Origin of the sequence: Paracoccus acridae, assembly GCF_014642735.1 — a bacterium.
In the GTDB taxonomy this organism is placed as follows: domain Bacteria; phylum Pseudomonadota; class Alphaproteobacteria; order Rhodobacterales; family Rhodobacteraceae; genus Paracoccus; species Paracoccus acridae.
In genome coordinates this window covers 90,458-113,866 of sequence record NZ_BMIV01000009.1, presented here as the reverse complement: position 1 = coordinate 113,866, position 23,409 = coordinate 90,458, and the positions used below count along the sequence as shown (strand labels likewise).

The following is a 23,409-nucleotide window of genomic DNA, read 5'->3' as shown; positions in this document are numbered from 1 at the left end:
GCATCGCCGCAACCCCCGCCGACATCGACCTGGTGGAAATCCACGGATACGGCTTTCCACGATGGAAGGGCGGACCCATGTGGGCCGCGGGAAGGTCCTAGGCGCGGGCCTTCCCGCTCGTCACCCGGTCCAGGATCAGCGGCATCAGCCCGCCCCTTGCCAGCGTCTCGATCTCGAGGCTGGTTTCGATGGCGGCTGTCGCCTCAAGGGCCTCGACCGCGCGCCCTGGCCGGTGCACCAGCACGCGCACCGGCGCGCGCGGGGCAAGGCGGGCGGGATCCAGGTCGATCTCGATCCGGTCCTGGGCGGTCAAGGCCAGCGACCCTGGCGTGACGCCATCGGGCAGGCGCAGGGGCAGGATGCCCATGCCGATCAGGTTCGACCGATGGATGCGTTCGAAGCTGACCGCCAGCACCGCCCGCGTGCCCAGAAGCGCCGCCCCCTTGGCCGCCCAATCGCGCGACGATCCCATGCCATAGCGTTCGCCCGCAACGATCACGACGGGGGTGTTCATGTCCCGATACCGCCGGGCCGCCTGCCACAAGGGCAGGATCTCACCGTCGGGCAGAATCGTGCTGCCGGGTGGTATGCCGAGGGCCAGCAGGTTCGTGACCGCGCCGTTGGTGAACAGCCCGCGCAGCATGGCTTCCCAGTTCCCGCGCCGGGACGAGAAGACATTCAGGTCATGCGGGGCATCGCCCTTCCCGATCAGATAGCGGCCAGTTTCGCTGTCCTTCGGGATTGCCCCTGCGGGCGAGATATGGTCGGTGGTGATGTCGTCGCCCAGAACCAGGATCGGGGCCGCGCAAATATGGCTGTCGCGGGGCGCGGCGAAATCGGCGAAGGGCGGGCGGCGGATATAGGTCGATGCCTCGTTCCAGGGGAAAAGCGGCGTGGCGGGCGCGTCCAGGTCGCGCCAGCGTTCATCCGCCTCGGCCCCGTCATAGGCGGCGGCGTAATCGGCGCTGTCCTGGGCCAAGGCAAGGGCCGCGTCGATCTCGGCCCCCGTGGGCCACAGGTCGGACAGGCAAACGCCCGGCGCGATCTCATCGGCCAGGATGTCGCGTTCGACATCGCCGGCAAGCGCGAAGGCCACGACCAGGGGGGGCGAGGCCAGGAAGCCAGCTTCGAGTTGCGGATGCACGCGGCCCGGAAAGTTGCGGTTGCCCGACAGCACCGCGACTTGCAACCGGCCCTCGGCCTGGGCCTGGACGGCGGCGTCGGGCAAGGGGCCGGAATTGCCGATGCATGTGGTGCAGCCGTAACCGACGATGCCGAAACCCACGGTCTCCAGATCCTCCAGCAGACCGGCGCGGCGCAGGTATCGTTCCGCCGTCGGCGATCCCGGCGCCAGCGAGGTCTTGACATGCGGCGGCGGCGTCAGGCCCAGGGCGCGGGCCTTGCGCGCGACCAGACCGGCGGCCACCAGCAGGCGCGGATCGCTGGTGTTGGTGCAACTGGTGATCGCGGCGATGGCAACCGCGCCGTCAGGGGCATGGCCCGCAGGCGCGGGCTTTGGCGTGCCGCGCATCGCAGCCGTGGCCTGGGCGGTGGCCTGGGCCGGGATGCGGTCCTGGGGGCGGCGGGGACCGGCGACGCTGACCTGAACCCCCGACAGGTCCAGGTCCACGACATCGGTGAAGACCGGGACCTCCTGCGGGTCGAACCACAGACCCTGGCGGCGGCAGTACCCTTCGACCAGGGCGCAATGATCGGCGCTGCGCCCGGTCTGGCGCAGATAGGCCACGGTCGCCGCATCCACGGGGAAAAAGCCCGAATTGGCCCCGAATTCCGGCGTCATGTTGGCGATCACCGCCCGGTCGCCCGCCGACAGGCTGGATACCCCCGGCCCGAAGAATTCGACGAAGCGGTCGGCCAGATCGACGCGCCGCAGCCGTTCCGTCACGGTCAGCGCCAGGTCGGTGGCCATCACGCCGTCGCGCAACTGCCCGGAAAGCCGCACGCCGATCACGTCCGGGACGCGCAGCATCACCGGCATGCCGAAAAGGACGCTTTCGGCCTCGATCCCGCCGACGCCCCAGGCCAGAACGCCGATGCCGTTGATCATGGGCGTGTGGCTGTCGGTGCCGATCAGCGTGTCGGGCATCATCCAGCCGTCGCGGGTCGTGACCACGGTGGCCAGCCGTTCCAGGTTCAGCGTGTGCATGATGCCGGTGCCGGGCGGATGGACGCGGAAATTCGACAGCGTGTTCGTGGCCCATTTCATGAAGCGATAGCGTTCGGCGTTGCGGCGGTATTCGTTTTCGATGTTGCGCGCCATCGCGTCGGGGCGGGCATAGGCATCGACCGCCAGCGAATGATCGGTCGAGACATCGACGGGCAGAATGGGGTTCAGAAGCGTGGGGTCGAACCCCGCCTCGGCCAGGGCCGACCGCATCGCCGCGATATCGACAAGCGCGGGTCCGCATGTGGTGTCGTGCATCAGCACGCGGCCCGGCTGAAAGGCGATCTCGGCCGTGCTGCTGCCCGTCGCCAGCCAGTCCAGGATCGCGGCCCGCCCGGCCTGGGGGTCGTTACCCGCGCGCAGCACATTTTCCAGAAGCAGGCGGTGGATATGCGGCAGGCGGCGCAACGCATTCCCCGCCGCCCGGGGCAGGTCGATGATCGTCCGTCCGTCGAATGTTGCCGCAAACTGCATGACCATGCCCCTGGATCAGGAACATGATAGCATTACGTCGGTATTAAATGCAATCAGGTGAACAAGGCTGACTTGATGTTCCCGGCTTCCCGGATGTGGCGGTAAAGGAAGGTGGCGGCGGCCTGCATGTCGCGGTCCTCGATCAGGTCGAGGATTTGCAGATGCTCTTGGCATTGCTGCGGCATCCGGCTGCGGTCATGGGTGATGCTGTATTCCATCAGCCGCCGGACCCGGTTGATCCGCCGGACCGCATCCAGGAAGAAGTCGTTGTTGGCGCAGGTCATCAGCATTTCGTGGAATTCGATGTTGGTGCCGAAGACCTTTTCGCGCGATTCGCCGCCATAGCTTTCCAGAAGCTGCTGCTGATGGCGGCGGGCGGCGGCAAAGGCGGCAGGGTCGATGCGGAAGCTTGGCAGCAGCAGGGCCTGCATCTCGGTCGCGGCGCGGAACTGATAGGCGTCGGCATAGGCCTTGCGCGATGTCAGGATCTCGCGGAATTCCCAGCCGTTGCCGGGCAGCCGTTCGATCCAGCCTTCGTCGGCGATCTGGCGCAGAACCCGCAGCAGCCGGCCGCGCGTGACGCCGTAAAGGCGCATCAGTTCGTTCTCGCTCAGCCGTTCGGGCAGGCGGCCCCCCAGGGTGTCGGCGGCGATGCGGTCGTAAAGGACGTCATCGCCCGCCGCGTCGCAATCCAGGTCCGGGATCGTGTCGGCGTCGCAGGCCAGGAAATAGCCGCGATTGGGCGCGGCCTCGACGATGCCCATCTGTTGCAGCTTCTTCAGCGCGCTGACGATGGGCTGGCGCGACACCTTGAAGCTGTCGGCCAGGGCCTGCGCGGGCAGGTGCTGGCCCGCCTTCATGTCGGTCTGCCGCACATGTTCGACGATCCGGGCCATGATCTGAGGCGAAAGACTGGCGCGCGCCATGAAACCCTCCTTGAAACGGGCGGCGCGGTTCGGGACCGCGCCGCCCTTCTTGCGTGATCAGTCCTCGTCCTGGCGGAACCGGGCCAGGCCCTTGAAGACGAAGGGCGCCAGCAGGGCGAAGACGGCGATGCCGATCATCGTGGCCGATCCCGGATGCTGCAGCAGGACCATCGGGTCGCCCAGGCTCATCTGCAGGGACCGGCGCAGGGCGCTGTCGGCCATCGGACCCAGGATCAGCCCCACGACCACCGGCGCGATGGGATAGTCGTATCGCCGCATGATGAAGCCCAGGACGCCAAAGGCCACCAGCATCATCAGTTCCACCACCGAAGGATTGGCGGCGATCGTGCCCATGCAGGCAAAGACCAGGATGCCCGCGTAAAGCCAGGGCAGAGGGATCTTCAAAAGCCGCACCCACAGCCCCACCAATGGCAGGTTCAGCACCAGCAGCATGACGTTGGCGATAAACAGCGACGCGACCAGGCCCCAGACCAGATCGGGGTGCTGCACGAACAGCAGCGGGCCGGGTTGCAGGTTGTATTGCTGGAACCCCGCCAGCATCACCGCCGCCGTGGCCGAGGTGGGCAGCCCCAGCGTCAGCAGCGGAACCAGGGTGCCCGCGGCGGATGCGTTGTTCGCGGCCTCGGGGCCTGCCACGCCCTCGATGGCGCCCTGGCCGAATTCCTCGGGCTTTTCGGCCAGCTTGCGTTCGGTCGTGTAGGACAGGAAGGTCGGGATTTCGGCCCCGCCAGCAGGCAGCGCCCCGATCGGAAAGCCGATCGCCGTGCCGCGCAGCCAGGGCTTCCAGGACCGCCGCCAGTCCTGGCGCGACATCCAGATCGACCCTTTGATCGCGATGGGCTTTTCGTCGTTGAACAGGTGGCGGGACGCGACATGCAGCGCCTCGCCTATGGCGAACAGGCCGACGGCAAGGGTGGTGACCTCGACCCCGTCCAGCAGGTTCGGGACGCCAAAGGCCAGCCGCGCCTGCCCGGTCAACTGGTCGATGCCGATCAGGCCCAGCCACAGCCCGATGGCAAGGCTGGTCAGACCGCGCAGGGGCGAGGATCCAAAGGTCGCCGACACGGTGACAAAGGCGATCAGCATCAGCCCGAAGTAATCCCAAGGCCCGAACTGGATCGCGACCTTGACCAGCAGGGGCGCAAAGAAGGCAAGCCCCATCGTGGCGATCAGGGTGGCCACGAACGACCCGATGGCGGCGGTCGCAAGGGCCGGGCCGCCCCGTCCGCGCCGGGCCATCTGGTTGCCTTCAAGCGCGGTGACGACCGAGGCGCTTTCCCCCGGCGTGTTCAGCAGGATCGCGGTGGTCGATCCGCCATACATGCCGCCGTAATAGATGCCCGCGAACATGATCAGCGACCCGCCGGGGTCCAGCTTGAAGGTGATCGGCAGCAGCAGCGCCACGGTCAGCGCAGGCCCGATGCCGGGCAGCACGCCGACGGCCGTGCCCAGCAGCACGCCGATGGCCGCGAAGGCCAGGTTCATGGGATCAAGCGCGGTGCCGAAGCCCTGCATCAGGAAGGCCAGCGATTCCATGTTGCGACCTCCTCAGAACAGCCGCTCGACCGGTCCCATCGGCAGGGACAGGGTCAAGAGCTTGTTGAACAGCAGGAAAATCCCCGTCGCCAGGATCAGGCCCAGGGCCAGGTCGGCCAGCCAGGCCCGGCGGCCGAAGGCGCGGGCGGTGAAGACGAACAGCAGGGTGGACCCGATGATGAAGCCCGCCCCGAACCACAGCGCGGCGATCAGGCTGCCCAGGCCCAGGGCCACCCAGCCCACGGCCTTCCAGTCGGTGGGGCCGGGATCGTCCCCCCAGCGGAAGGCGGCAACCAGATGGCCCGCCCCCATCAGCGCCAGGAACAGCGCCACGAAATAGGACGCCGCATCCGCGCCCATGCCATAGGTGGCGCGGATCTGCATCGCGCTTGCATCGCGCCAGGTGATGAAGGCCAGGGCGAACAAGGCGACGGCGATGACAAGCGTGGGCCGGTGCAGGCCCCGTGCGGTCGGTGTGGTCACGGACGGTCCCCCAATGGGTCAAGCGAAAACGGGGGCGCCAGGCCCCCGCCGCGGTTATTCGGCCAGGCCGATCGAGGTCAGGATGGACGTCACGCGTTCGGATTCGGACGCGATGAAGGCCGTGAATTCATCCGACGGGGCATAGTAGTCGGACCAGCCGCGCGCCTTCAGCAGATCCTGCCATTCGGGGGATTCGACCGTCTTGGCGATGGCCTGTTCCAGGGTTGCCTTGTCCTCGTCGCTGATGCCGGGTCCGGCGAAGATGCCGCGCCAGTTCACCAGTTCGATGTCGATGCCCTGGGCCTTCAGCGGCTGGGCCTCGATCCCCTCGATGGCTTCGGGATAGGAAATCGCAAGCGCGCGCAAGTCGCCCGATTCGATCTGGCCCTGCCATTCGCCATAGCCGGAAATCCCCGCCGTCACCTGCCCGCCCAGCATCGCGGCCAGGGCCTCGCCCCCGCCGGAATAGGCGACATAGTTCACCTTGGCCGGATCCGCGCCCGCCGCCTGGGTGATCAGCGCCGACAGCATGTGGTCCGCACCGCCCGCCGATCCGCCGGCCCAGATGGTGCGTTCCACGTCGCCCTTGATGCCCTCCATCAGGTCGGACATCGTCTGATAGGGTGACGACGCGGGAACCACCACGACCAGCGGATCGCCCGTCAGCCGCGCAAGGGGGGTGACGGCGGTCAGGTCATAGGGCGCCTTGTTGGTGATGATCGCGCCGACCATGGTGATGCCGCCGACCAGAAGCTGGTTGGGGCTGCCCGCCGCGCCCTGCACGAACTGCGCCAGGCCGACCGTGCCGCCCGCGCCGGGGACGTTGACCACCTGCACGCTGCGGGCGTTGCCGGTGGACATCATCACCTCTTGCAGGGCACGGGCGGCGGAATCCCAGCCGCCGCCGGCGCCTGCAGGGGCCATGATGGTCAATTCCAGATCCTGCGCCATGGCGGCGGGGGCGAAGGATGCGGCGCCAGCCGCGATCAGCCAGGCTGCGGCCAGCCGGGAACGAAAGAATGTCATTGTATCCTCCCTGATGTCGCATGGATGCGATCGGATCAACAATGCATAAAAAATCAATAAAATGCAATTTATTTTTCGGGGGAAGGGAAGGGCCGCCGATTGTTCCGCGTCGTGCCCCGCTGACACCATACCAGCGACAACAGGGCTTTCCAGCATTTCCGCATGTTCCGCGCTTCCGGACCGGCAAGAAATAGGCGGAAAGCGGCCAAGACAGGCCTTTCCCCCGCCCCGATCTTGCGACCGGCGCCCGGATGCTGCAGGCCCGAGTTGACGCGGGCACCGTGCAGCCGACGACCTGACTGACAAACTGGGTCAAGGTGGCGGCGATCCATGCGGGGATCGTCAAGACCTGCCACTGCTCTGGGTCGGGCGAGATCCGGGGCATGGTGACCAAGGCGAACTTCGGGGCGAAACGCGCCGTCCGATGTCGCATACAAGCAGCCCCGGCGTGGCGGCCGCGCGGCATTGTTGGGTCGGGGTCTGGCCGTCAGGCCTGGGCTGGGAGGCCATGCACCCGGCAGACGTGCCGAAGATCATGTGCGCGGAAATCGAGACCCGGATCAAGGATCCCGCTGGTCACACTGGCCGGGCTGGAAACCCGCCCCGANCATCGACATCTTCACATTCGCCAGATCAACCCCAGACCCGTCCGCACGAACCCGGGCCTTCACGTTGTAGTCTATCACCCGCTTCACCGGGACCAGGATCTTCATGAGAATGGTTCCTTTCTTCCTGTCACACGCGTTCCAGCGCGACCGCGATGCCTTGGCCCACGCCGATGCACATGGTGGCGAGCGCGCGCCTGCCGCCGGTGCGGGCCAGTTCCAGCGCCGCCGTGCCGGTGATGCGGGCGCCCGACATGCCCAGCGGGTGGCCCAAGGCGATGGCCCCGCCGTTGGGGTTCACGCGCCCATCGTCATCGGCGATGCCCAGGTCGCGCAGGGTGGCAAGGCCCTGGCTGGCGAAAGCCTCGTTCAGCTCGATCACGTCGAAATCGGCGGGGGTCAGGCCCAGCCGCGCCATCAGCTTTTTCGAGGCGGGCGCCGGGCCAAAGCCCATGATGCGCGGGGCCACGCCCGCCACCGCCCCGCCCAGGATGCGGGCGATGGGGGTCAGGCCGTGTTTCTTCGCGGCGGCTTCGGATGCGACGATCAGCGCCGCCGCCCCGTCGTTCACCCCGGACGCATTGCCCGCCGTGACCGTTCCCCCCTTGCGGAAGGGCGCCTTCAGCCCCGCCAGGGCCTCCAGCGTGGTCTCGCGCGGATGTTCGTCGCGGTCCACCCGCTTGGGGTCGCCCTTGCGCTGCGCGATCTCGACGGGGGTGATTTCCTGCGCCAGACGCCCATTGGCCTGGGCCGCCGCGGCCTTCTGCTGCGAGCGCAGCGCAAAGGCGTCCTGGTCGGCGCGGCTGATGGAAAACTCTTCCGCCACGTTCTCGGCCGTCTCGGGCATGCTGTCCACGCCATATTGCGCCGCCATCAGCGGGTTGACGAAGCGCCAGCCGATGGTGGTGTCATGGATCTCGGCTTGGCGCGAAAAGGCGCTTTCGGCCTTGGGCATCACGAAGGGGGCGCGCGACATCGACTCGACGCCGCCTGCGATCATCAGCTCGGCCTCGCCGGCCTTGATGGCGCGGGCGGCGGCGATCACCGCGTCCATGCCCGAGCCGCAAAGCCGGTTGATGGTGGTGCCGCCCACCTCGACCGGCAGGCCCGCCAGCAGCGACGACATGCGCGCCACGTTGCGGTTGTCCTCGCCCGCCTGGTTGGCGCAGCCGAAGATCACGTCATCGACGGCCTGCCAGTCCACGCCCCCGTTGCGCGCCATCAGCGCCCGCAAGGGCACGGCGCCCAGATCGTCGGCGCGGACCGAGGACAGCGCGCCGCCAAAGCGGCCGATCGGCGTGCGGATGTAGTCGCAGAGATAGGCGTGGGTCATGCGGATCCTCCCCTTGAATGAAAACCGGCTGCGCCGGATCGGCCTTGAGTGCGNCCGCGGCCTTCTGCTGCGAGCGCAGCGCAAAGGCGTCCTGGTCGGCGCGGCTGATGGAAAACTCTTCCGCCACGTTCTCGGCCGTCTCGGGCATGCTGTCCACGCCGTATTGCGCCGCCATCAGCGGGTTGACGAAGCGCCAGCCGATGGTGGTGTCGTAAACGGCAGTGTTGCGCGAAAAGGCGCTCTCGGCCTTGGGCATCACGAAGGGCGCGCGCGACATCGACTCGACGCCGCCCGCGATCATCAGCTCGGCCTCGCCCGCCTTGATGGCGCGGGCGGCGGCGATCACCGCGTCCATGCCCGAGCCGCAAAGCCGGTTGATGGTGGTGCCGCCCACCTCGACCGGCAGGCCGGCCAGCAGCGACGACATGCGCGCCACGTTGCGGTTGTCCTCGCCCGCCTGGTTGGCGCAGCCGAAGATCACGTCATCGACCGCCCCCCAGTCCAAGCCCCCGTTGCGCGCCATCAGCGCCCGCAAGGGCACGGCGCCCAGGTCGTCGGCACGGACCATCGACAGCGCGCCGCCAAAGCGGCCGATCGGCGTGCGGATGTAGTCGCAGAGATAGGCGTGGGTCATCTCAAACCTCGGGGACGATCAACTCGGCCACGTCGCCATCCAGGTGAAGGGGCGCGCCGGTCAGGGATTGCAGGTCGTCGAAGGACAGCGCCGCCAGCTTTTCGCGCAGCACGAAATGCCCGCCCTTGATGTCCACGACGGCCAGCGAGGTATAGATGCGCGTGACGCAGGCCACCCCGGTCAGCGGCAAGGCGCAAGCCTCCACCAGCTTGGGCTTTCCGTCCTTGGTGACATGGTCGGTGATGACCGCCACGCGTTTCGCGCCATGGACCAGATCCATCGCGCCCCCTACGGCGGGCACGCCCTTCGGTCCCGTGGACCAGTTGGCCAGATCGCCGTTCTGGGCCACCTGATAGGCGCCCAGGATCGCCACGTCCAGGTGACCACCCCGCACCATGGCGAAGCTGTCGGCATGGTGGAAGAAGGCGGTGCCGGGCTTGATCGTCACGGCCTTCTTGCCCGCATTGATCAGATCCCAGTCCTCCGCGCCCGGCGCGGGGGCCTCTCCGAAGCCCAGGATGCCGTTTTCGGTGTGAAAGATCGCCTGGCGGCCGGGAGGCTGGAAGCGGGCGACCATTTCCGGGAAGCCGATCCCCAGGTTCACATAGGCGCCGTCCTGGATGTCCTGGGCGGCACGCCAGGCAATCTGGGCATTGGTCAGCTTGGCGGTCATGCCGTCACCTTTGGATGATGCGCATTGGCGCGGTTCAGGTCTTCTTCGTGCGCAGGGTCGGGAACGGTCACGATGGCGTCCACGAAGATGCCGGGGGTGACGACCGCTTCCGGGTCGATGCCGCCGGGTTCCACCGCGCGGCTGACCTGCACTACCGTGCGCGCCGCAGCCATCGCCATGAGGGGCGCGAAGTTCCGCGCGGCCATGCGATAGGTCAGGTTGCCCAAGCTGTCGCCGGTTTCCGCCTTGATCAGCGCGAAGTCGGCCTTGAGCCAGCGTTCCTGGACATAGCTGCGCCCGTCGAACTCCGCCACCGGCTTGCCCTTGGCCAGATCGGTGCCGAAGCCCGTGGGCGTATAGAAGGCTGGGATCCCCGCCCCGCCCGCGCGGATGCGTTCGGCCAGGGTGCCTTGGGGGACCAGTTCCAGCGCGATCTCTCCGGCCAGGTACTTGTCGGTGAAGACGCGGGGATCGGCGGATCGGGGGAAGGAACAGACCATCTTCGCGACCATGCCCTGTTCGATCATGGCCGCGATGCCGACATGGCCGTTGCCCGCGTTGTTGTTGATGATGGTCAGGTTCCGGGGGCTGCCGGTCGCCAAGTAACGGTCGATCAGGGCGTGGATCAGTTCGATCGGCGCACCCGATCCGCCGAAACCGCCGATCATGACCGATGCGCCGTCGGGAATGTCGGCCACGGCTTCGGCCAGGGTCGCAATGCGCTTGTCCATGGATCCTCCTGCGTTTCCTTCGCCCTTAGATCCGGCGCGCCATGCTGCACAGGCTTTTCGTGCGCATCTTGACTTTTGTTCGCAGCGCGCCTGAATCAGTGCGCATGGCGAACAAGGACACCATCGGATCCCTTGCCAAGGGCCTGCGCGTGATCGAGGCGTTTCGCGCCGAACACCCCCGCATGTCGATTTCCGATGTATCCGACGCCACCGGGCTTGATCGCGCCACGGCGCGGCGATGCCTGCTGACGCTGCATCAGCTGGGCTATGCCGATTACGACGGCAAGTTCTTCACGCTGACCGCCCGCGTGCTGCGGCTGGGCATGGGGGCCCTGGCCGCGATGCCCCTGGCGCAGATGGTGCAGCCCTGGCTGGACCAGTTGTCGGACCGGATCGGCCAGTCCACATCCGTGTCGATCCTGGACGGGACCGAGATCGTCTATCTGGCCCGGGCGGCCCAGCGGCGGGTCATGTCCATCGGGTTGATGCCCGGATCGCGCCTGCCCGCGCATTGCACGTCGATGGGCCGGGTGCTGCTGGCGGCCCTGCCCGCCCCCGAGGCCCGCGCCATCGTCGAGGCCTCCGACCTGACCCCGCGCACCCCCCACAGCCTGACCGACCCGGCCGAGATCATGGCCCGCGTCGATGCCGCCCGCCGCGACGGATACGCGGTCATCGACCAGGAGGTCGAACTGGGCCTGCGGTCGATCGCCGTGCCGCTTCTTTCCGTGCATGGCCGCGTCGTGGCGGCGCTGAATACCGGGGTCGCGGCCGTCCAGGCGGATGCGGCCGATCTGGCCCGGCTGTATCTGGAGGCGCTTCTGAAGGTGCAGGACGGGCTACGGCGCGTGCTGCGCTAGCTGCCCCAGGCCAAGGTCTTGGGGCCGTGCCGCAAGCCTCATATCATTTTGTCGCGAAGATCCATCCCGGCGGCGGCGCTCTCTGTCACGCTGCGTCACGAAACGTCCGCAGCGTCGCGCGATAGGTGATCCATGGCACAGTCTTCCACCCCCCGGCGCTTCACCTTCCTGCTTCTGAACCGCTTCACCATGCTGCCATTCGCTGCGGCACTGGATGCCCTGCGCCTGGCCAACAAGATGGCCGGCACCCAGCTTTACGACTGGCGCCTGATCGGGGCCGAGGGCGGATTCGCGACTTGTTCCAACGGATCGCAGATCCGGCTGGACGGCGGGTTCGACGATGATGTCACCCTGGGTCGCGACGATGTGGTGATCGTCTGCGGGGGCGACGCGATCACCGCGCAGGCGACGCGGCCGGTGCTGGCATGGCTGCGCAGGCAGGCCCGGGCGGGGGTGACGCTGGGCGCCGTCTGCACGGGCGCCCATGTGCTGGCCAAGGCGGGGCTGCTGGACGGGCGGCGCGCCACGATCCACTGGGAAAACCACGATTCCTTCACCGAAACCTTCCCCGAGGTCGATCTGCACCGGCAGGTCTTCGTGGATGACGGCGCGCGGCTGACGGCGGGGGGCGGCACATCCTCGATCGACATGATGCTGCATGTGATCGGCCAGGCGCAGGGGGCGGATCTGGCGTCCCAGATCGCCGACCAGATGCTGCATACCACGATCCGCACGGGGCGCGATCACCAGCGGCTGTCCATCGCCACCCGCATCGGCATCCGCCATCCCCGCCTGGCCGCCGTGGTGGCGCGGATCGAGGCGAACCTGGAAAACCCCGTCAGCCCCTCGCGGCTTGCGGCCGATGCGGGCATGTCCACCCGCCAGTTGGAACGGCTGTTCATGCGGTATCTGAACCGCAGCCCGAAACGCTATTACCTGGAAGCCCGCCTGACCCGCGCGCGGCAGTTGCTGCTGAACACCGACCTGCCATTGATCGAGATCGCCATCGCCTGCGGATTCTCCAGTTCCTCGCATTTCTCGAAATGCTATCGGGACCGCTATGGGACATCGCCATACCGCGAACGGGGGGTGCAGAAGGCCGGCACCGTGGTCGCGCTGCCTGGGTGTTCCGACACGGTCCTGGCCCTGGCAAGCTGAGGCATGGTGCGTGCAAGCACGCACCCTACATGGCGGTCAACCCTGGGGCCTGACATGTGGCGGCGGGGACAGGATCAGGCTTGGACCTGACCGGTCCTCCGCCATTGCTCGGGCGTCATCCCGACCGTGTCGCGGAACACGCGGATCAGGTGGGATGCGTCGCAAAACCCGGTTTCGGCGGCGACCTGGCTGATGGTGCGGTCGGGGCGTGACAGCAGCATCCGCACCTGGGACAGGCGGATGCGCATGAAGGCATCGGCCGGCGACATCGACAGGGAAGCGGCGAAATGGCGTTCCAGCTTGCGGCGGCTGACCTGAAGATGGGCGGCCACCTCGGCCACCGGGGGCGGCGAATCCATGTTCTGCTGCAGCATCAGCAGGGCGCGGCGGACCAGCGGGTCGTCGGACTTCAATTCCAGCGGCAAACCGGGCTGGGGATCGTCGGCGGCCATCGCCTCGTCGATGATCATGATGTGCAGGCTTTTCTGCGCCGCCGCCCGACCGATGTGCCGGTCGATCAGGAAGGCCGCCAGATGCGCGGAACTGGCGCCCCCCGAACAGGTCAGCCGGTCGCGGTCCACCACGAAGATGCGGTCGGACACGGGGCGCAGCCCGTCGAACTGTTCCAGGAAATCCTCGTGGTGGAACCAGCTGACGCAACAGCGGTATCCATTCATCAGCCCCGCCCGGTGCAGGATGAAGGCCCCCGTGCAGACGCCCACCAGCGGCACCCCCGCCTTGGCCGCGCGGTGCAGGAAGGCGGTGTATTCGGGTTCAAGCCGCTCGATCTCGTCGATCAGGCCGCCGACCACGACGATATAGTCGAAGCGCGACGGATCGCCCAGCTTCTCGCCCGGCGACACGGCGATGCCGCAGCTTGACTGCACCGGCTGGCCCGATGTCGCCAGCACCCGCCAGGAACAGCGGATCGGACGGGATCGGTCGCCCTCGTCCGCGGCCAGCCGCAGCACGTCCACGAAGTTGGCGAAGGCCGACAGGGTGAAGCGCCGGGCCAGCAGAAAGCCGACGCGCAGGCGAAGGGAATCGGGCTTGGGAAGAACGGTATCGCGCATGACGCAAATATAACATTTTCCTGGCGCAGCCATCCAGTCATGACCAGGCCCTTTCTGGCAGTTTCGAACCATACCGGATTCGCCCCTGCAAGGTTCGCCAGCCATGACCCATTTTTCCGCCTTTTCGCTGCTCAAACAGGCGCTCAACGGCCACAAGGGTTGGCGCGAACAATGGCCCGACAGCCAGCCCAAGGCCGAATATGACGTGGTGATCGTCGGCGCGGGCGGGCATGGCTTGGGCGCGGCCTATTACCTGGCCAAGGAACACGGCATCACCAATGTCGCGGTGATCGACAAGGGCTGGCTGGGCGGCGGCAACACGGGCCGCAACACCACGATCATCCGGTCGAACTACCTGTATGACGAAAGCGCCAAGCTGTATGACCATGCGCTGGATCTGTGGGACAACCTGTCCCAGGAGCTGAACTACAACGTCATGTATTCCAAGCGCGGCGTGCTGATGCTGGCGCATAACGTCCATGACGTGCAGTCCTTCCAGCGGCATGTGAACTCGAACCGGCTGAACGGCGTCGATAACCGCTGGCTGTCCAAGGAGGAATGCAAGGCCTTCTGCCCGCCGCTGAACATTTCGCCCGACGCGCGCTATCCGGTGATGGGCGGGGCCTTGCAGATGCGGGCGGGCACGGCGCGCCATGACGCGGTGGCCTGGGGCTATGCCCGCGCCGCCGCCGCGCGGGGGGTGGACATCATCCAGAACTGCGCGGTCAACGCGATTCGGCGCGGACCGGACGGCGCGGTGATCGGCGTCGATACCGCCAAGGGCTTCATCCGCGCCAAGAAGGTCGCTGTGTCGGCGGCGGGCAACACCAGCGTCGTGATGGACAGCGCCGGGCTGCGGATGCCGCTCGAAAGCTTCCCCCTCCAGGCGCTTGTCAGCGAGCCGGTGAAGCCGATCTTCCCCTGCGTGGTCATGTCGAACACCGTCCACGCCTATATCAGCCAGTCCGACAAGGGCGAACTGGTGATCGGGTCCGGCACCGACCAATACACCAGCTATTCGCAGCGCGGCGGCCTGCCGCTGATCGAACATACCGTGGCCGCCATCTGCGAGGTCTTCCCGATCTTCACGCGGATGCGGATGCTGCGCAAATGGGGCGGCATCGTCGATGTGACCCCCGACCGGTCCGCCATCCTGGGCAAGACACCCATCAAAGGCCTTTACGTCAACTGCGGCTGGGGCACGGGCGGCTTCAAGGCCACGCCGGGGGCGGCGCATCTGCTGGCATACACTGTGGCCAAGGACGAACCGCATCCGCTGAACGCGCCCTTCACGCTGGAACGCTTCACCACCGGACGGCTGATCGACGAAGCCGCCGCCGCTGCCGTCGCGCATTGAGGAACCTGCCATGCTGCTGATCCACTGTCCTTATTGCGAAGACACCCTGCCGGAACTGGAATTCACCTATGCGGGCGAGGCGCATATCGCGCGTCCCGCCGACCCGTCGGCCCTGTCGGACGAGGAATGGCGCGACTTCCTGTTCATCCGCACCAATGCGCGGGGGCCCCATTACGAACGCTGGCGCCACATCGGCTGCGGGCGCTTCTTCAACGCGCTGCGCGACACGGTCAGCGACCGATTCCTGATGACCTACAAGGCGGGCGAAGCCCGTCCCACCCTGACCAATGAGGCCGCCGAATGAGCCGCTTTCGCATTCCGGGCAAGGGCCGCGTCGATCATTCCGCGCCCGTTTCCTTCACCTTCGACGGCAAGACCTATCGCGGGCTTCGCGGCGATACGGTGGCCTCCGCCCTGCTGGCCAATGGCGTCCACCTGATGGGTCGGTCCTTCAAGTATCACCGCCCGCGCGGCCCCGTGACCGCCGGGTCCGAGGAACCGAACGCCCTGATCGGCACCAGCCGGGGCGCAGGCCGGTTCGAGCCGAACACGCGCGCTACCGTCCAGGAACTGCGGGCGGGCCTGGTCACGGAAAGCCAGAACAAGTGGCCGTCGCTGTCCTTTGACATCGGCGCGGTGAACGACCGGGCCTATATGCTGTTCTCGGCCGGGTTCTACTACAAGACCTTCATGTGGCCGAAATCCTTCTGGGACAAGGTCTATGAACCCGTGATCCGGGGCGCGGCGGGCCTGGGCAAGTCGCCCACGGAAGTCGATCCCGACCATTATGCCAGCCGCTATCTGCACACGGATGTGCTGATCGTCGGCGCCGGGCCTGCGGGGATCGCGGCGGCCCTGGCTGCGGCGCAGTCGGGCGCGGATGTGACGCTGGTGGACGAGAACGCGGAGATGGGCGGATCGCTTTTGTCCGACCCGGCCGTGCAGATCGACGGCAAGCCCGCCTGGGACTGGGTCGATGCGCAACTGGGCCGCCTGCGGGCCGCCGGGGTGCGGCTGATGACGCGGACCACGGCCATCGGCTATTACCACCAGAACATGGTGGGCCTTTGCCAGCGGCTGACGGATCACCTGGACAACCCGCCCAAGGGCGCGCCCCGCGAACGCATGTGGCGGGTGCGCGCGGGCCAGGTCGTGCTGGCGCAGGGCGCGCTGGAAAAGCCGCTGGTCTTCGACGGCAACGACCGTCCCGGCGTGATGCTGGCCGGCGCGGCCCAGACCTATCTGCACAGATATGGCGTCAAGGTGGGCGACAGTCCCGCCGTCCTGACCAGCCATGACAGCGCCTGGTACGCGGCCTTCGACCTGGCCGACAACGGCGCCCGCGTCGCGGCGATCATCGACACGCGCGACGTGGTCCGACCCGACCTGCTGGACGGCGCCCGCAAGCGCGGGATCGAGGTGCTGGCGGGCCATACCGTCACCACCACCAGAGGCCGGCTGCGGGTCAAATCCGTCCGCGCCGCCCCCGTGCGGGGCACCCATGTCGGCAGGGGCCGCGACATCCCCTGCGACTGCCTGCTGATGTCGGGCGGCTGGACGCCTTCGCTGCATCTCTTCTCGCACACCAAGGGGTCGCTGGCCTGGGACGCGGACGGCAACACCTTCCTGCCCGACCGCAAGACCGAGGAATGCGAGATCGCGGGCGCGGGCCGGGGCCTCTGGGGCTATCAGGCAGTGCTGGCGGATGGCGCGGCTGCGGGCCTGCGCGCGCTGCAAGGCCTGGGCCGCGCGGGCCACGAGGGACGCTTCACCGTGGCGAACGACCGGCCCGGCACCGGGGTCAGCCATACCGAACTGCCGACCGACGGCAATGCGGGCAAGGCGCGGGCCTTTATCGACTTCCAGAACGACGTGACCGCCAAGGACATCCGCCTGGCCGTGCGCGAAGGGATGCGGTCGATCGAACACGTCAAGCGCTATACCACCAACGGCATGGCGACCGACCAGGGCAAGATGTCGAACATCAACGGGTTGATGATCGCAGCCGACGCCTTGGGCAAGGCGCCGCCGCAGGTGGGGCTGACGACCTTCCGCCCACCCTATACGCCGACCAGCTTCGGGGCCTTCTGCGGATACCTGCGCGGCGAGACCTTCCAGCTGACCCGCAAGACGCCCATCGATTCCTGGGCCGAGGCGAATGGCGCCGTCTTCGAACCCGTCGCCCAATGGCGCCGCGCCTGGTATTTCCCCAAACCCGGGGAAGACATGCACGCCGCCGTCCTGCGCGAATGCAAGGCCACGCGGGCATCCCTGGGCATCTTCGACGCGTCCACCCTGGGCAAGATCGAGGTAGCGGGGCCGGATGCGGTCGAATTCATGAACCGCATGTACACCAACCCCTGGACCAAGCTGGCCCCCGGCCGCTGCCGCTATGGGCTGCTGCTGGGCGAGGATGGCTTCATCCGCGACGATGGGGTGATCGGGCGGCTGTCACCCGACCTGTTCCACGTCACCACCACCACCGGCGGCGCCGCGCGTGTGCTGACGATGATGGAGGATTACCTCCAGACCGAATGGCCGGATCTGGATGTCTGGCTGACCTCGACCACGGAACAATGGGCGACCGTCGCGCTGAACGGGCCGAACGCGCTGGCGATGCTGAAGCCGCTGGTCCAGGGCGTGGACTGGGACGACTTCCCGCACATGTCCTGCGCCGAATGCACGGTCGCGGGCCTGCCCGCACGCCTGTTCCGCCTGTCCTTCACCGGAGAGATCGGCTTCGAGGTGAACGTCCCCGCCCGCCACGGCCTGGCCCTGTGGACCGCGCTGATGGAGGCTGGCAAACCCTATGACATCTGCCCCTATGGCACGGAAACCATGCACGTTTTGCGTGCCGAGAAGGGCTATATCATCGTGGGCCAGGACACCGACGGTACGGTGACGCCAGCGGATGCGGGCCTGGACTGGGCGGTCGGCAAGGCCAAGAAGGACTTCGTGGGCAAGCGGTCCTTGTCGCGTCCCGACATCACGGCCAAGGGCCGCAAGCAGCTTGTGGGCCTGCTGACCGAGGACGGCAGCCCCCTGCAGGAGGGCGCGCAGATCGTGCTGGATCCGAACCAGCCCAAGCCCATGAAGATGGTGGGCCATGTCACCTCCTCCTATCAGTCCACCATGGGCCATCCCATCGCCATGGCGGTGATCGAGGGCGGGTTCGACAAGATGGGCGAGACGGTGTTCATCCCCATGCCGGACGGGGTGCGCAAGGCGCGCGTCACCTCGACCGTGTTCTATGACCCCGACAACACGCGGCTGAAGGCGTAAGGAGCCACGCGATGACCAACCAGAAGCATCAGTTCGACGCCTCGCCCGTGGTGGTCGAGGATCTGGCCCCGGCCCTGCGCCTGTCGCTGCGCGTCAAGCCCGCGCATCGCGCGACCCTGGGCCAGGCGCTTGGGCTGGACCTGCCCGCCCGCGTGGGTGCCTGCAAGGTGGCGGGGGGAACCGAGGCGCTGTGCCTTGGCCCCGACGAATGGCTGATCACCGCGCCCGAAGGAACGGATCTGGCAACCCCCGCCCGCGCCGTCTATGCCACCGCGCCGCACAGCCTGGTGGACATCAGCGACCGGGAAATCACGCTGCGTCTGTCCGGTCCCGCGGTGCTGGACCTGCTGGCGGCCTGCTGCCCGCGCAACGTCGCGGCGATGCCCGTGGGTTCGGCCGCGCGCACCGTCTTCGACAGCGCCACCGTGATCCTGTGGCGCGACGGCCCGACCGATTTCCGCATGGACATCTGGCGCAGCTTCGTCCCGCATGTCCGGTCGCTGCTGTCCCAGGTGCAGGGGGAAATCGCGGCGGGGCTCTAGGCCCCGATCAGGACGGCGGGATTTCCACCATCTTGCCGCTTTGCGCCGGGGTGATCAGCGCGGACAGGTCGAACCCTTCGGCCCGCGCGGTCGCCAGGTAATCGTCGCGCACGGCCTGCGGCAGATCGCGGCTGCGCGCCAGCAGCCACAGGTTCTTGCGATCGGGCGTGCCCACAAGCGACACGGAATAATCCTCGGCCAGGCGCAGGATCCAGTAATCGCCCTTGGTGAAGGGGATCCAGCGCAGGTATTCCGGCAGGAAGCTGACCGTCAGGCGCGCATTGCTGTCATCGACGGGCTTGGCCTGACCCAAGGCCTGCGTGGGCTTGCCGTCCTCGTCCAGGCAGCGGTTGTCCACGCGGATGGTGCCGTCGTCGTTCAGGCTGTAGGTCGCGGTGACATCCCGCGCGCCGTCCGGTTCCCATTTCAGCGGCAGGCGGCAAAGCTCGAACCAGGTGCCAAGATAGCGGTCCAGATCGACATGGGCGACGGTGTTGGGCGTTGCGGACATGGAAACCTCCTGTGCGTGTTGCAGGGTCAACCCCGACATCCCGGCAAGGTTTCGCAAGGCTCGTCCGGCGCGGGACTTGACGCCCCTGCCCCGATGGATGCTTTTTCGGGGGAAAGGCGGCAAGGGATGGCCCATGACCAGACAGCGACGGATCCTGCCCGGACGCATCCTTCACGGGATCGCGGGGAACGTCTCGGGCGTGGGGCTGGTCCTGGGCGCGCTGTTCATGGCGGCATCGCTGACGCCCAGCCTGATCCCGCGCGGGGAAGGGGTGCAGGGCGCGCTTGCCGGGGTCTGCTTCGCGGCGGGCTACGGCGTGGCGGTGCTGCTGCGGTGGATCTGGGTCACGCTGGATCTGCCGCTGATCGAGGGGCCGAGGGGCCGGTGGCTGCTGGGGGCATCGGCGGTAATCGCCGCCCTGATCGTGGGGTGGTTCCTGTGGCGGGCGGCCGACTGGCAGAACGGGATCCGCGCGGCCATGGGGATGGAGCTTGCGCCCCCCGGACTGCCGCTGATGATCGGCGCCATGGCCCTGGTGGTGGCTGCCGTGATCCTGGTGCTGGGCAAGCTGGCGGCCTTGTTCGTCCGCCGCCTGATCGCCCGCATCGCGCGGGTGGTGCCGCGCAGGGCGGCGCATCTTCTGGGCCTGATCCTTGGGGCCGTGCTGCTGTGGTCGCTGGCAAACGGCGTGCTGTTCAGCGGCTTCATCCGCACCGCCGACACATCCGCCCGCGCGCTTGACGCCGTGATCCCGCCCGACATCCAGCCACCCACGGATCCCTTGCGGACAGGCAGCCCCGCATCCCTTGTCGCTTGGGAGGATCTGGGCCGCGAAGGCCGCAACCACATCGCCACCACCCCCACGGCCGAGGCCATCGCCGCCGTCAGCGGCGGACCGGCGATGCAACCCCTGCGCGCCTATGTCGGCCTGAACGCCGCCGACACGGCCGAGGATCGCGCCGCCCTGGCCGTGGCCGAGCTTGACCGCATCGGCGGCTTCGGGCGTTCCATCCTGGTCGTGGCGATGCCCACCGGCACCGGCTGGCTGGATCCGGCGGCGATGACGACGTTGGAATACCTGCACCGGGGCGACGTGGCGACGGTGGCGATCCAGTATTCCTATCTGCAAAGCTGGATCTCGCTGCTGGTCGAGCCGGAATATTCGGCCGAGGCGGGACGCGCGCTGTTCAACGCCGTTTACCGCCACTGGCTGACCCTGCCCGAGGAGGAACGCCCGAGGCTGTATCTCTATGGCCTCAGCCTTGGGGCCTACAGTTCGCAGCAATCGCTGCGCCTGTCCGAGATGATCGACCAGCCTTTCGCCGGTGCCCTGTGGGTGGGGCCGCCCTTCGTCAGCCCCTTGTGGCAGACGCTGGTGCGCGAACGCGACCCCGCATCCCCCGAATGGCTGCCGCGCATGGACAGGGGCCAGACGGTGCGGTTCACGGATGGCCGCCGGGGCCTGTCCGCGCAGGATGCCTGGGGCGGGATCCGCATCGTCTATCTGCAATATGCCAGCGATCCCATCGTGTTCTTCGACACCGGATCGGTCTGGCGCCCCCCCGGATGGATGAGCGAACCGCGCGGACCCGACGTCTCTGCGGACCTGCAGTGGTATCCGATCGTCAGCTTCCTGCAACTGGCCTTCGACATGGCGGTGTCGCTGGACGTGCCGATGGGCCACGGCCATCTTTATGCCTATACCGACCATATCGAGCCCTGGCTGGCCGTCACGCAGCCGCCTGGCTGGGACGCGGCCGGGCTGGATCGCCTGCGCCGGCATTTCCAGGCGATCCAGGCCCAAGCCATCGTGGCGGCGGATTAACTTAGCGCAACTTCGCCGCATGGCAGGAACCCCGCCCCCTGCCTCACGTTACCCTGGCGCAAGGACGGATGCCGCAGGCCTTCGCCGCGCCAACCACGCGAACGAGGTTCCGATGTATGTGATGCACATCGCCCTTGGTGGCTGTATCAGGCAGCCACCGATCCGATACGGCCTGACCCAAGACACGGGGGGCCACATCGCCTATGTCCTGGGCGCCGCCACCGCGCAATCCACCCTGCCCGACGTGACGCGCGTCGATATCCTGACCCGGCTGTTCCATGACCGCACCCTTGGGCCGGACCATGCCATGCCGGTCCAGCAGATCGGACCCAAGCTGCGCATCCTGCGGCTGAAGGGCCCCTCGCCCGCCTATCTGACCAGACAGGCGTTGGAGGCCGAACTGCCCGCCCTGACCGACGCCTTCCTGGATCTGCTGTCGCACCTGCCCCGCAAGCCCGACATCCTGCATTGCCATTTCGCCGATGCCGCCGAACTGGGACTGGCGGCACGGGCGCGGTTCCGCATTCCGCTGATCTATACCCCCCATTCCCTGACCCTTGGCAAGCCGGGCATGACGGACCGGAACGGCACCGCCTGCCGCGACCGCCTGCGGCGCGAACATGCGGCGATCGCCGGGGCAGATGCGATCGTGGCGTCTTCCCGCGACGAGGCCGAAGGCCGGATCGCCGCCTATGACCTTGCCAGCACGGGCCGCGTCTGGCGGATCAATCCGGGCATCAGCCTGCCCGCGACGATGCGCGACAGCCAGGCCATCGGGCTGCTGCAAGACGGGCTGGATCGGCCGGACCTTCCCTTCCTGCTGGCGATCGCAAGGCCGGTGGACCAAAAGAACCTGGCCGGGCTGATGCAGGCCTATCTCGGATCGCCCGAGTTGCAGGCGGCGGCGAATCTGGTGATCCTGGCGGGCCAGGACGGGACCGACGCCGAACAGCAGGCCGTCCGGGCCGAACTGGCGTCGATGGCGCAGTCCTTGCCGGGCAAGGTGCTGCTGCCCGCGCGCCACGACGCGACGCTGGTGCCGCAGCTTTACCGCCGCGCCGCCGCGCAGGGCGGCGTCTTCGTCAATCCCGCGCTGCACGAATCCTTCGGCCTGACCCTGATCGAGGCCGCGCGCTTCGGCCTGCCGGTGGTGGCCACGCGGAACGGCGGGCCGGTCGAAATCCTGGGGGCCATCGGCCACGGGACGCTGGTGGACCCCCGTTCCCCCGACGGGATCGCCGATGCCTGCCTGCACCTGCTGCGCGACCCCGATGCCTGGCAGCGGATGTCAAGGAATGCCGCCGACCGCCACAGGCAGTTCGACTGGGCCGCCTGGGCCGAGCGGGTGTCGCTGATCGCGCGACGGCTGACGCGCAAGGCGGCACCGATGCGGCCGGCGGCGTTGCCGCAATCGCTGCTGGCCTTCGACATCGACGGCACGCTGACCGGATGCCCGCGATCCGCCCCGATGTTCGGTCGCTGGGCATCGGACGCCCTTGGGCGCCGCCAGCAGGTCATGATCGCCACCGGCCGTTCCCTGCCCGAGGCGCGGCGCATCCTGGCCGACTGGGGCTTGCCGGAACCGACGGTGATGATCACCTCGGTCGGGTCCGAGATCTGGCGCGCCGACCGGCGCGGCTCGCTGGCGCTTTGCGCCGACTATGCCGCTTGGATCGGCGATGACTGGCAGCCCGAGGCGATCCGCGAGGTCCTGGCCGCCATGCCCCTGACCTGGCAGCCAAGCCATGATCAGCGCCGCTGGAAGATCAGCCTTGCCGGCCCCGAGGAACAGGCCTGGGCCGTCCAGGACGCCCTGGCGGACGCGGGCCTACCTGCGCGCGTGATCCCTTCGCACGGGCGCTTCATCGACATCCTGCCGCAGCGCGCGGGCAAGGTCGGCGCCTTGTCCTTCGAGGCGCGGCGGCTGGGCCTGACGCTGGCCGATTGCGTGGCGGCCGGTGACAGCGGCAACGACGCCTGCATGCTGGGGGCTGCGGGCCGGGCCATCGTCGTGGGCAATGCCTGGGCTGAATTGCGGCTTGCCGACCGCCCCGGACTTTACCGCGCCAGCCGTGCCCATGCGGCGGGCGTGCTGGAGGGGCTGGCCCATTTCGGCCTGATCCAGCCGCAACCGGCGCAGATGATCCCGGCGGAATGACCCTGCGCGTTCCGCC

At 67.9% G+C, this 23,409-nt stretch carries 18 protein-coding genes and 2 pseudogenes; 8 read left to right on the top strand and 12 right to left on the bottom strand.

Annotated elements, in window-relative coordinates:
* Nucleotides 1-97 precede the first annotated feature (97 nt).
* From acnA to IEX25_RS13780, 10 genes and pseudogenes are all read right to left on the bottom strand, one after another.
* The gene (gene acnA / locus IEX25_RS13825; protein ID WP_188715691.1) at nucleotides 98-2,659 is read right to left on the bottom strand and encodes an aconitate hydratase AcnA; all 2,562 of its coding nucleotides are present in this window, start codon (nucleotides 2,657-2,659) and stop codon (nucleotides 98-100) included.
* A gap of 53 nt (nucleotides 2,660-2,712) precedes the next feature.
* Nucleotides 2,713-3,585: a GntR family transcriptional regulator gene (locus tag IEX25_RS13820; protein WP_188715671.1), complete on the bottom strand. Its 873-nt coding sequence runs from the start codon at nucleotides 3,583-3,585 to the stop codon at nucleotides 2,713-2,715.
* A gap of 57 nt (nucleotides 3,586-3,642) precedes the next feature.
* Complete coding sequence (locus IEX25_RS13815; RefSeq protein WP_103174992.1) at nucleotides 3,643-5,142, bottom strand: tripartite tricarboxylate transporter permease; 1,500 nt, start codon at nucleotides 5,140-5,142, stop codon at nucleotides 3,643-3,645.
* Between the two features lie 12 nt (nucleotides 5,143-5,154).
* The gene (locus IEX25_RS13810; RefSeq protein WP_103174991.1) at nucleotides 5,155-5,625 is read right to left on the bottom strand and encodes a tripartite tricarboxylate transporter TctB family protein; all 471 of its coding nucleotides are present in this window, start codon (nucleotides 5,623-5,625) and stop codon (nucleotides 5,155-5,157) included.
* A 54-nt stretch (nucleotides 5,626-5,679) separates the two neighbouring features.
* On the bottom strand, nucleotides 5,680-6,651 hold the full coding sequence (locus IEX25_RS13805) for a Bug family tripartite tricarboxylate transporter substrate binding protein (protein WP_188715668.1): 972 nt from the start codon (nucleotides 6,649-6,651) through the stop codon (nucleotides 5,680-5,682).
* A gap of 608 nt (nucleotides 6,652-7,259) precedes the next feature.
* Nucleotides 7,260-7,364, bottom strand: a pseudogene (locus tag IEX25_RS13800) (electron transfer flavoprotein subunit beta/FixA family protein); the annotation flags it as partial.
* Nucleotides 7,365-7,386: 22 nt separating this feature from the next.
* Nucleotides 7,387-8,589, bottom strand: a complete 1,203-nt coding sequence (gene pcaF / locus IEX25_RS13795) for a 3-oxoadipyl-CoA thiolase (protein WP_188715666.1) — start codon at nucleotides 8,587-8,589, stop codon at nucleotides 7,387-7,389.
* Nucleotides 8,590-8,638: 49 nt separating this feature from the next.
* Nucleotides 8,639-9,223: pseudogene (locus IEX25_RS13790) on the bottom strand (thiolase family protein); the annotation flags it as partial.
* A 1-nt stretch (nucleotide 9,224) separates the two neighbouring features.
* Complete coding sequence (locus IEX25_RS13785) at nucleotides 9,225-9,896, bottom strand: 3-oxoacid CoA-transferase subunit B (RefSeq protein WP_188715664.1); 672 nt, start codon at nucleotides 9,894-9,896, stop codon at nucleotides 9,225-9,227.
* Nucleotides 9,893-10,627 (bottom strand): 3-oxoacid CoA-transferase subunit A, encoded by a 735-nt coding sequence (locus IEX25_RS13780; protein ID WP_188715663.1) that lies wholly within the window; start codon nucleotides 10,625-10,627, stop codon nucleotides 9,893-9,895. Before IEX25_RS13780 ends, IEX25_RS13785 begins: the two co-directional genes overlap by 4 nt.
* Nucleotides 10,628-10,731: 104 nt before the next feature.
* On the opposite strand from IEX25_RS13780, the gene IEX25_RS13775 reads away from it, so the two are divergent.
* Together IEX25_RS13775 and IEX25_RS13770 are read left to right on the top strand one after the other, a co-directional pair.
* Complete coding sequence (locus IEX25_RS13775) at nucleotides 10,732-11,487, top strand: IclR family transcriptional regulator domain-containing protein (protein WP_188715661.1); 756 nt, start codon at nucleotides 10,732-10,734, stop codon at nucleotides 11,485-11,487.
* A 132-nt stretch (nucleotides 11,488-11,619) separates the two neighbouring features.
* Entirely contained in the window at nucleotides 11,620-12,645 is a 1,026-nt protein-coding gene (locus IEX25_RS13770; protein ID WP_188715659.1) for a GlxA family transcriptional regulator, read from the top strand.
* Between the two features lie 74 nt (nucleotides 12,646-12,719).
* Here the strand turns inward: IEX25_RS13770 and IEX25_RS13765 are convergent, their stop codons facing one another.
* On the bottom strand, nucleotides 12,720-13,718 hold the full coding sequence (locus IEX25_RS13765; protein ID WP_188715657.1) for a GlxA family transcriptional regulator: 999 nt from the start codon (nucleotides 13,716-13,718) through the stop codon (nucleotides 12,720-12,722).
* A 103-nt stretch (nucleotides 13,719-13,821) separates the two neighbouring features.
* On the opposite strand from IEX25_RS13765, the gene IEX25_RS13760 reads away from it, so the two are divergent.
* From IEX25_RS13760 to IEX25_RS13745, 4 genes are read left to right on the top strand one after another with little or no spacing between them, the layout of a single operon-like run.
* Complete coding sequence (locus tag IEX25_RS13760) at nucleotides 13,822-15,075, top strand: sarcosine oxidase subunit beta family protein (protein ID WP_188715655.1); 1,254 nt, start codon at nucleotides 13,822-13,824, stop codon at nucleotides 15,073-15,075.
* Between the two features lie 10 nt (nucleotides 15,076-15,085).
* Nucleotides 15,086-15,379, top strand: coding sequence for a sarcosine oxidase subunit delta (locus IEX25_RS13755; protein WP_188715653.1), 294 nt, complete (start codon nucleotides 15,086-15,088; stop codon nucleotides 15,377-15,379).
* Nucleotides 15,376-18,357, top strand: a complete 2,982-nt coding sequence (locus IEX25_RS13750; protein WP_188715651.1) for a sarcosine oxidase subunit alpha — start codon at nucleotides 15,376-15,378, stop codon at nucleotides 18,355-18,357. Before IEX25_RS13755 ends, IEX25_RS13750 begins: the two co-directional genes overlap by 4 nt.
* A gap of 11 nt (nucleotides 18,358-18,368) precedes the next feature.
* A complete protein-coding gene (locus tag IEX25_RS13745) occupies nucleotides 18,369-18,899 on the top strand; it encodes a sarcosine oxidase subunit gamma (RefSeq protein ID WP_188715649.1) in 531 nt (176 codons plus the stop codon).
* 7 nt (nucleotides 18,900-18,906) lie between these two features.
* Here IEX25_RS13745 and IEX25_RS13740 read toward each other — a convergent pair whose 3' ends face one another.
* The gene (locus tag IEX25_RS13740; RefSeq protein ID WP_188715647.1) at nucleotides 18,907-19,410 is read right to left on the bottom strand and encodes a lipocalin family protein; all 504 of its coding nucleotides are present in this window, start codon (nucleotides 19,408-19,410) and stop codon (nucleotides 18,907-18,909) included.
* 133 nt (nucleotides 19,411-19,543) lie between these two features.
* On the opposite strand from IEX25_RS13740, the gene IEX25_RS13735 reads away from it, so the two are divergent.
* Both IEX25_RS13735 and IEX25_RS13730 read left to right on the top strand, forming a co-directional pair.
* Nucleotides 19,544-21,235, top strand: a complete 1,692-nt coding sequence (locus tag IEX25_RS13735; RefSeq protein ID WP_188715645.1) for an alpha/beta hydrolase — start codon at nucleotides 19,544-19,546, stop codon at nucleotides 21,233-21,235.
* A gap of 112 nt (nucleotides 21,236-21,347) precedes the next feature.
* Nucleotides 21,348-23,393, top strand: a complete 2,046-nt coding sequence (locus IEX25_RS13730) for an HAD family hydrolase (RefSeq protein ID WP_188715643.1) — start codon at nucleotides 21,348-21,350, stop codon at nucleotides 23,391-23,393.
* The last annotated feature ends 16 nt before the right edge of the window (nucleotides 23,394-23,409 follow it).

Excerpts from the sequence above, each read along its gene's own strand:
- acnA (WP_188715691.1), bottom strand. The coding sequence starts at position 2,659 with ATGCAGTTTGCGGCAACATTCGACGGACGGACGATCATCGACCTGCCC.
- IEX25_RS13750 (WP_188715651.1), top strand. The coding sequence starts at position 15,376 with ATGAGCCGCTTTCGCATTCCGGGCAAGGGCCGCGTCGATCATTCCGCG.
- IEX25_RS13765 (WP_188715657.1), bottom strand. The coding sequence starts at position 13,718 with ATGCGCGATACCGTTCTTCCCAAGCCCGATTCCCTTCGCCTGCGCGTC.
- pcaF (WP_188715666.1), bottom strand. The coding sequence starts at position 8,589 with ATGACCCACGCCTATCTCTGCGACTACATCCGCACGCCGATCGGCCGC.
- IEX25_RS13735 (WP_188715645.1), top strand. The coding sequence starts at position 19,544 with ATGACCAGACAGCGACGGATCCTGCCCGGACGCATCCTTCACGGGATC.
- IEX25_RS13805 (WP_188715668.1), bottom strand. The coding sequence starts at position 6,651 with ATGACATTCTTTCGTTCCCGGCTGGCCGCAGCCTGGCTGATCGCGGCT.
- IEX25_RS13785 (WP_188715664.1), bottom strand. The coding sequence starts at position 9,896 with ATGACCGCCAAGCTGACCAATGCCCAGATTGCCTGGCGTGCCGCCCAG.
- IEX25_RS13755 (WP_188715653.1), top strand. The coding sequence starts at position 15,086 with ATGCTGCTGATCCACTGTCCTTATTGCGAAGACACCCTGCCGGAACTG.
- IEX25_RS13740 (WP_188715647.1), bottom strand. The coding sequence starts at position 19,410 with ATGTCCGCAACGCCCAACACCGTCGCCCATGTCGATCTGGACCGCTAT.
- IEX25_RS13775 (WP_188715661.1), top strand. The coding sequence starts at position 10,732 with ATGGCGAACAAGGACACCATCGGATCCCTTGCCAAGGGCCTGCGCGTG.
- IEX25_RS13820 (WP_188715671.1), bottom strand. The coding sequence starts at position 3,585 with ATGGCGCGCGCCAGTCTTTCGCCTCAGATCATGGCCCGGATCGTCGAA.
- IEX25_RS13730 (WP_188715643.1), top strand. The coding sequence starts at position 21,348 with ATGTATGTGATGCACATCGCCCTTGGTGGCTGTATCAGGCAGCCACCG.
- IEX25_RS13815 (WP_103174992.1), bottom strand. The coding sequence starts at position 5,142 with ATGGAATCGCTGGCCTTCCTGATGCAGGGCTTCGGCACCGCGCTTGAT.
- IEX25_RS13760 (WP_188715655.1), top strand. The coding sequence starts at position 13,822 with ATGACCCATTTTTCCGCCTTTTCGCTGCTCAAACAGGCGCTCAACGGC.
- IEX25_RS13745 (WP_188715649.1), top strand. The coding sequence starts at position 18,369 with ATGACCAACCAGAAGCATCAGTTCGACGCCTCGCCCGTGGTGGTCGAG.
- IEX25_RS13770 (WP_188715659.1), top strand. The coding sequence starts at position 11,620 with ATGGCACAGTCTTCCACCCCCCGGCGCTTCACCTTCCTGCTTCTGAAC.
- IEX25_RS13780 (WP_188715663.1), bottom strand. The coding sequence starts at position 10,627 with ATGGACAAGCGCATTGCGACCCTGGCCGAAGCCGTGGCCGACATTCCC.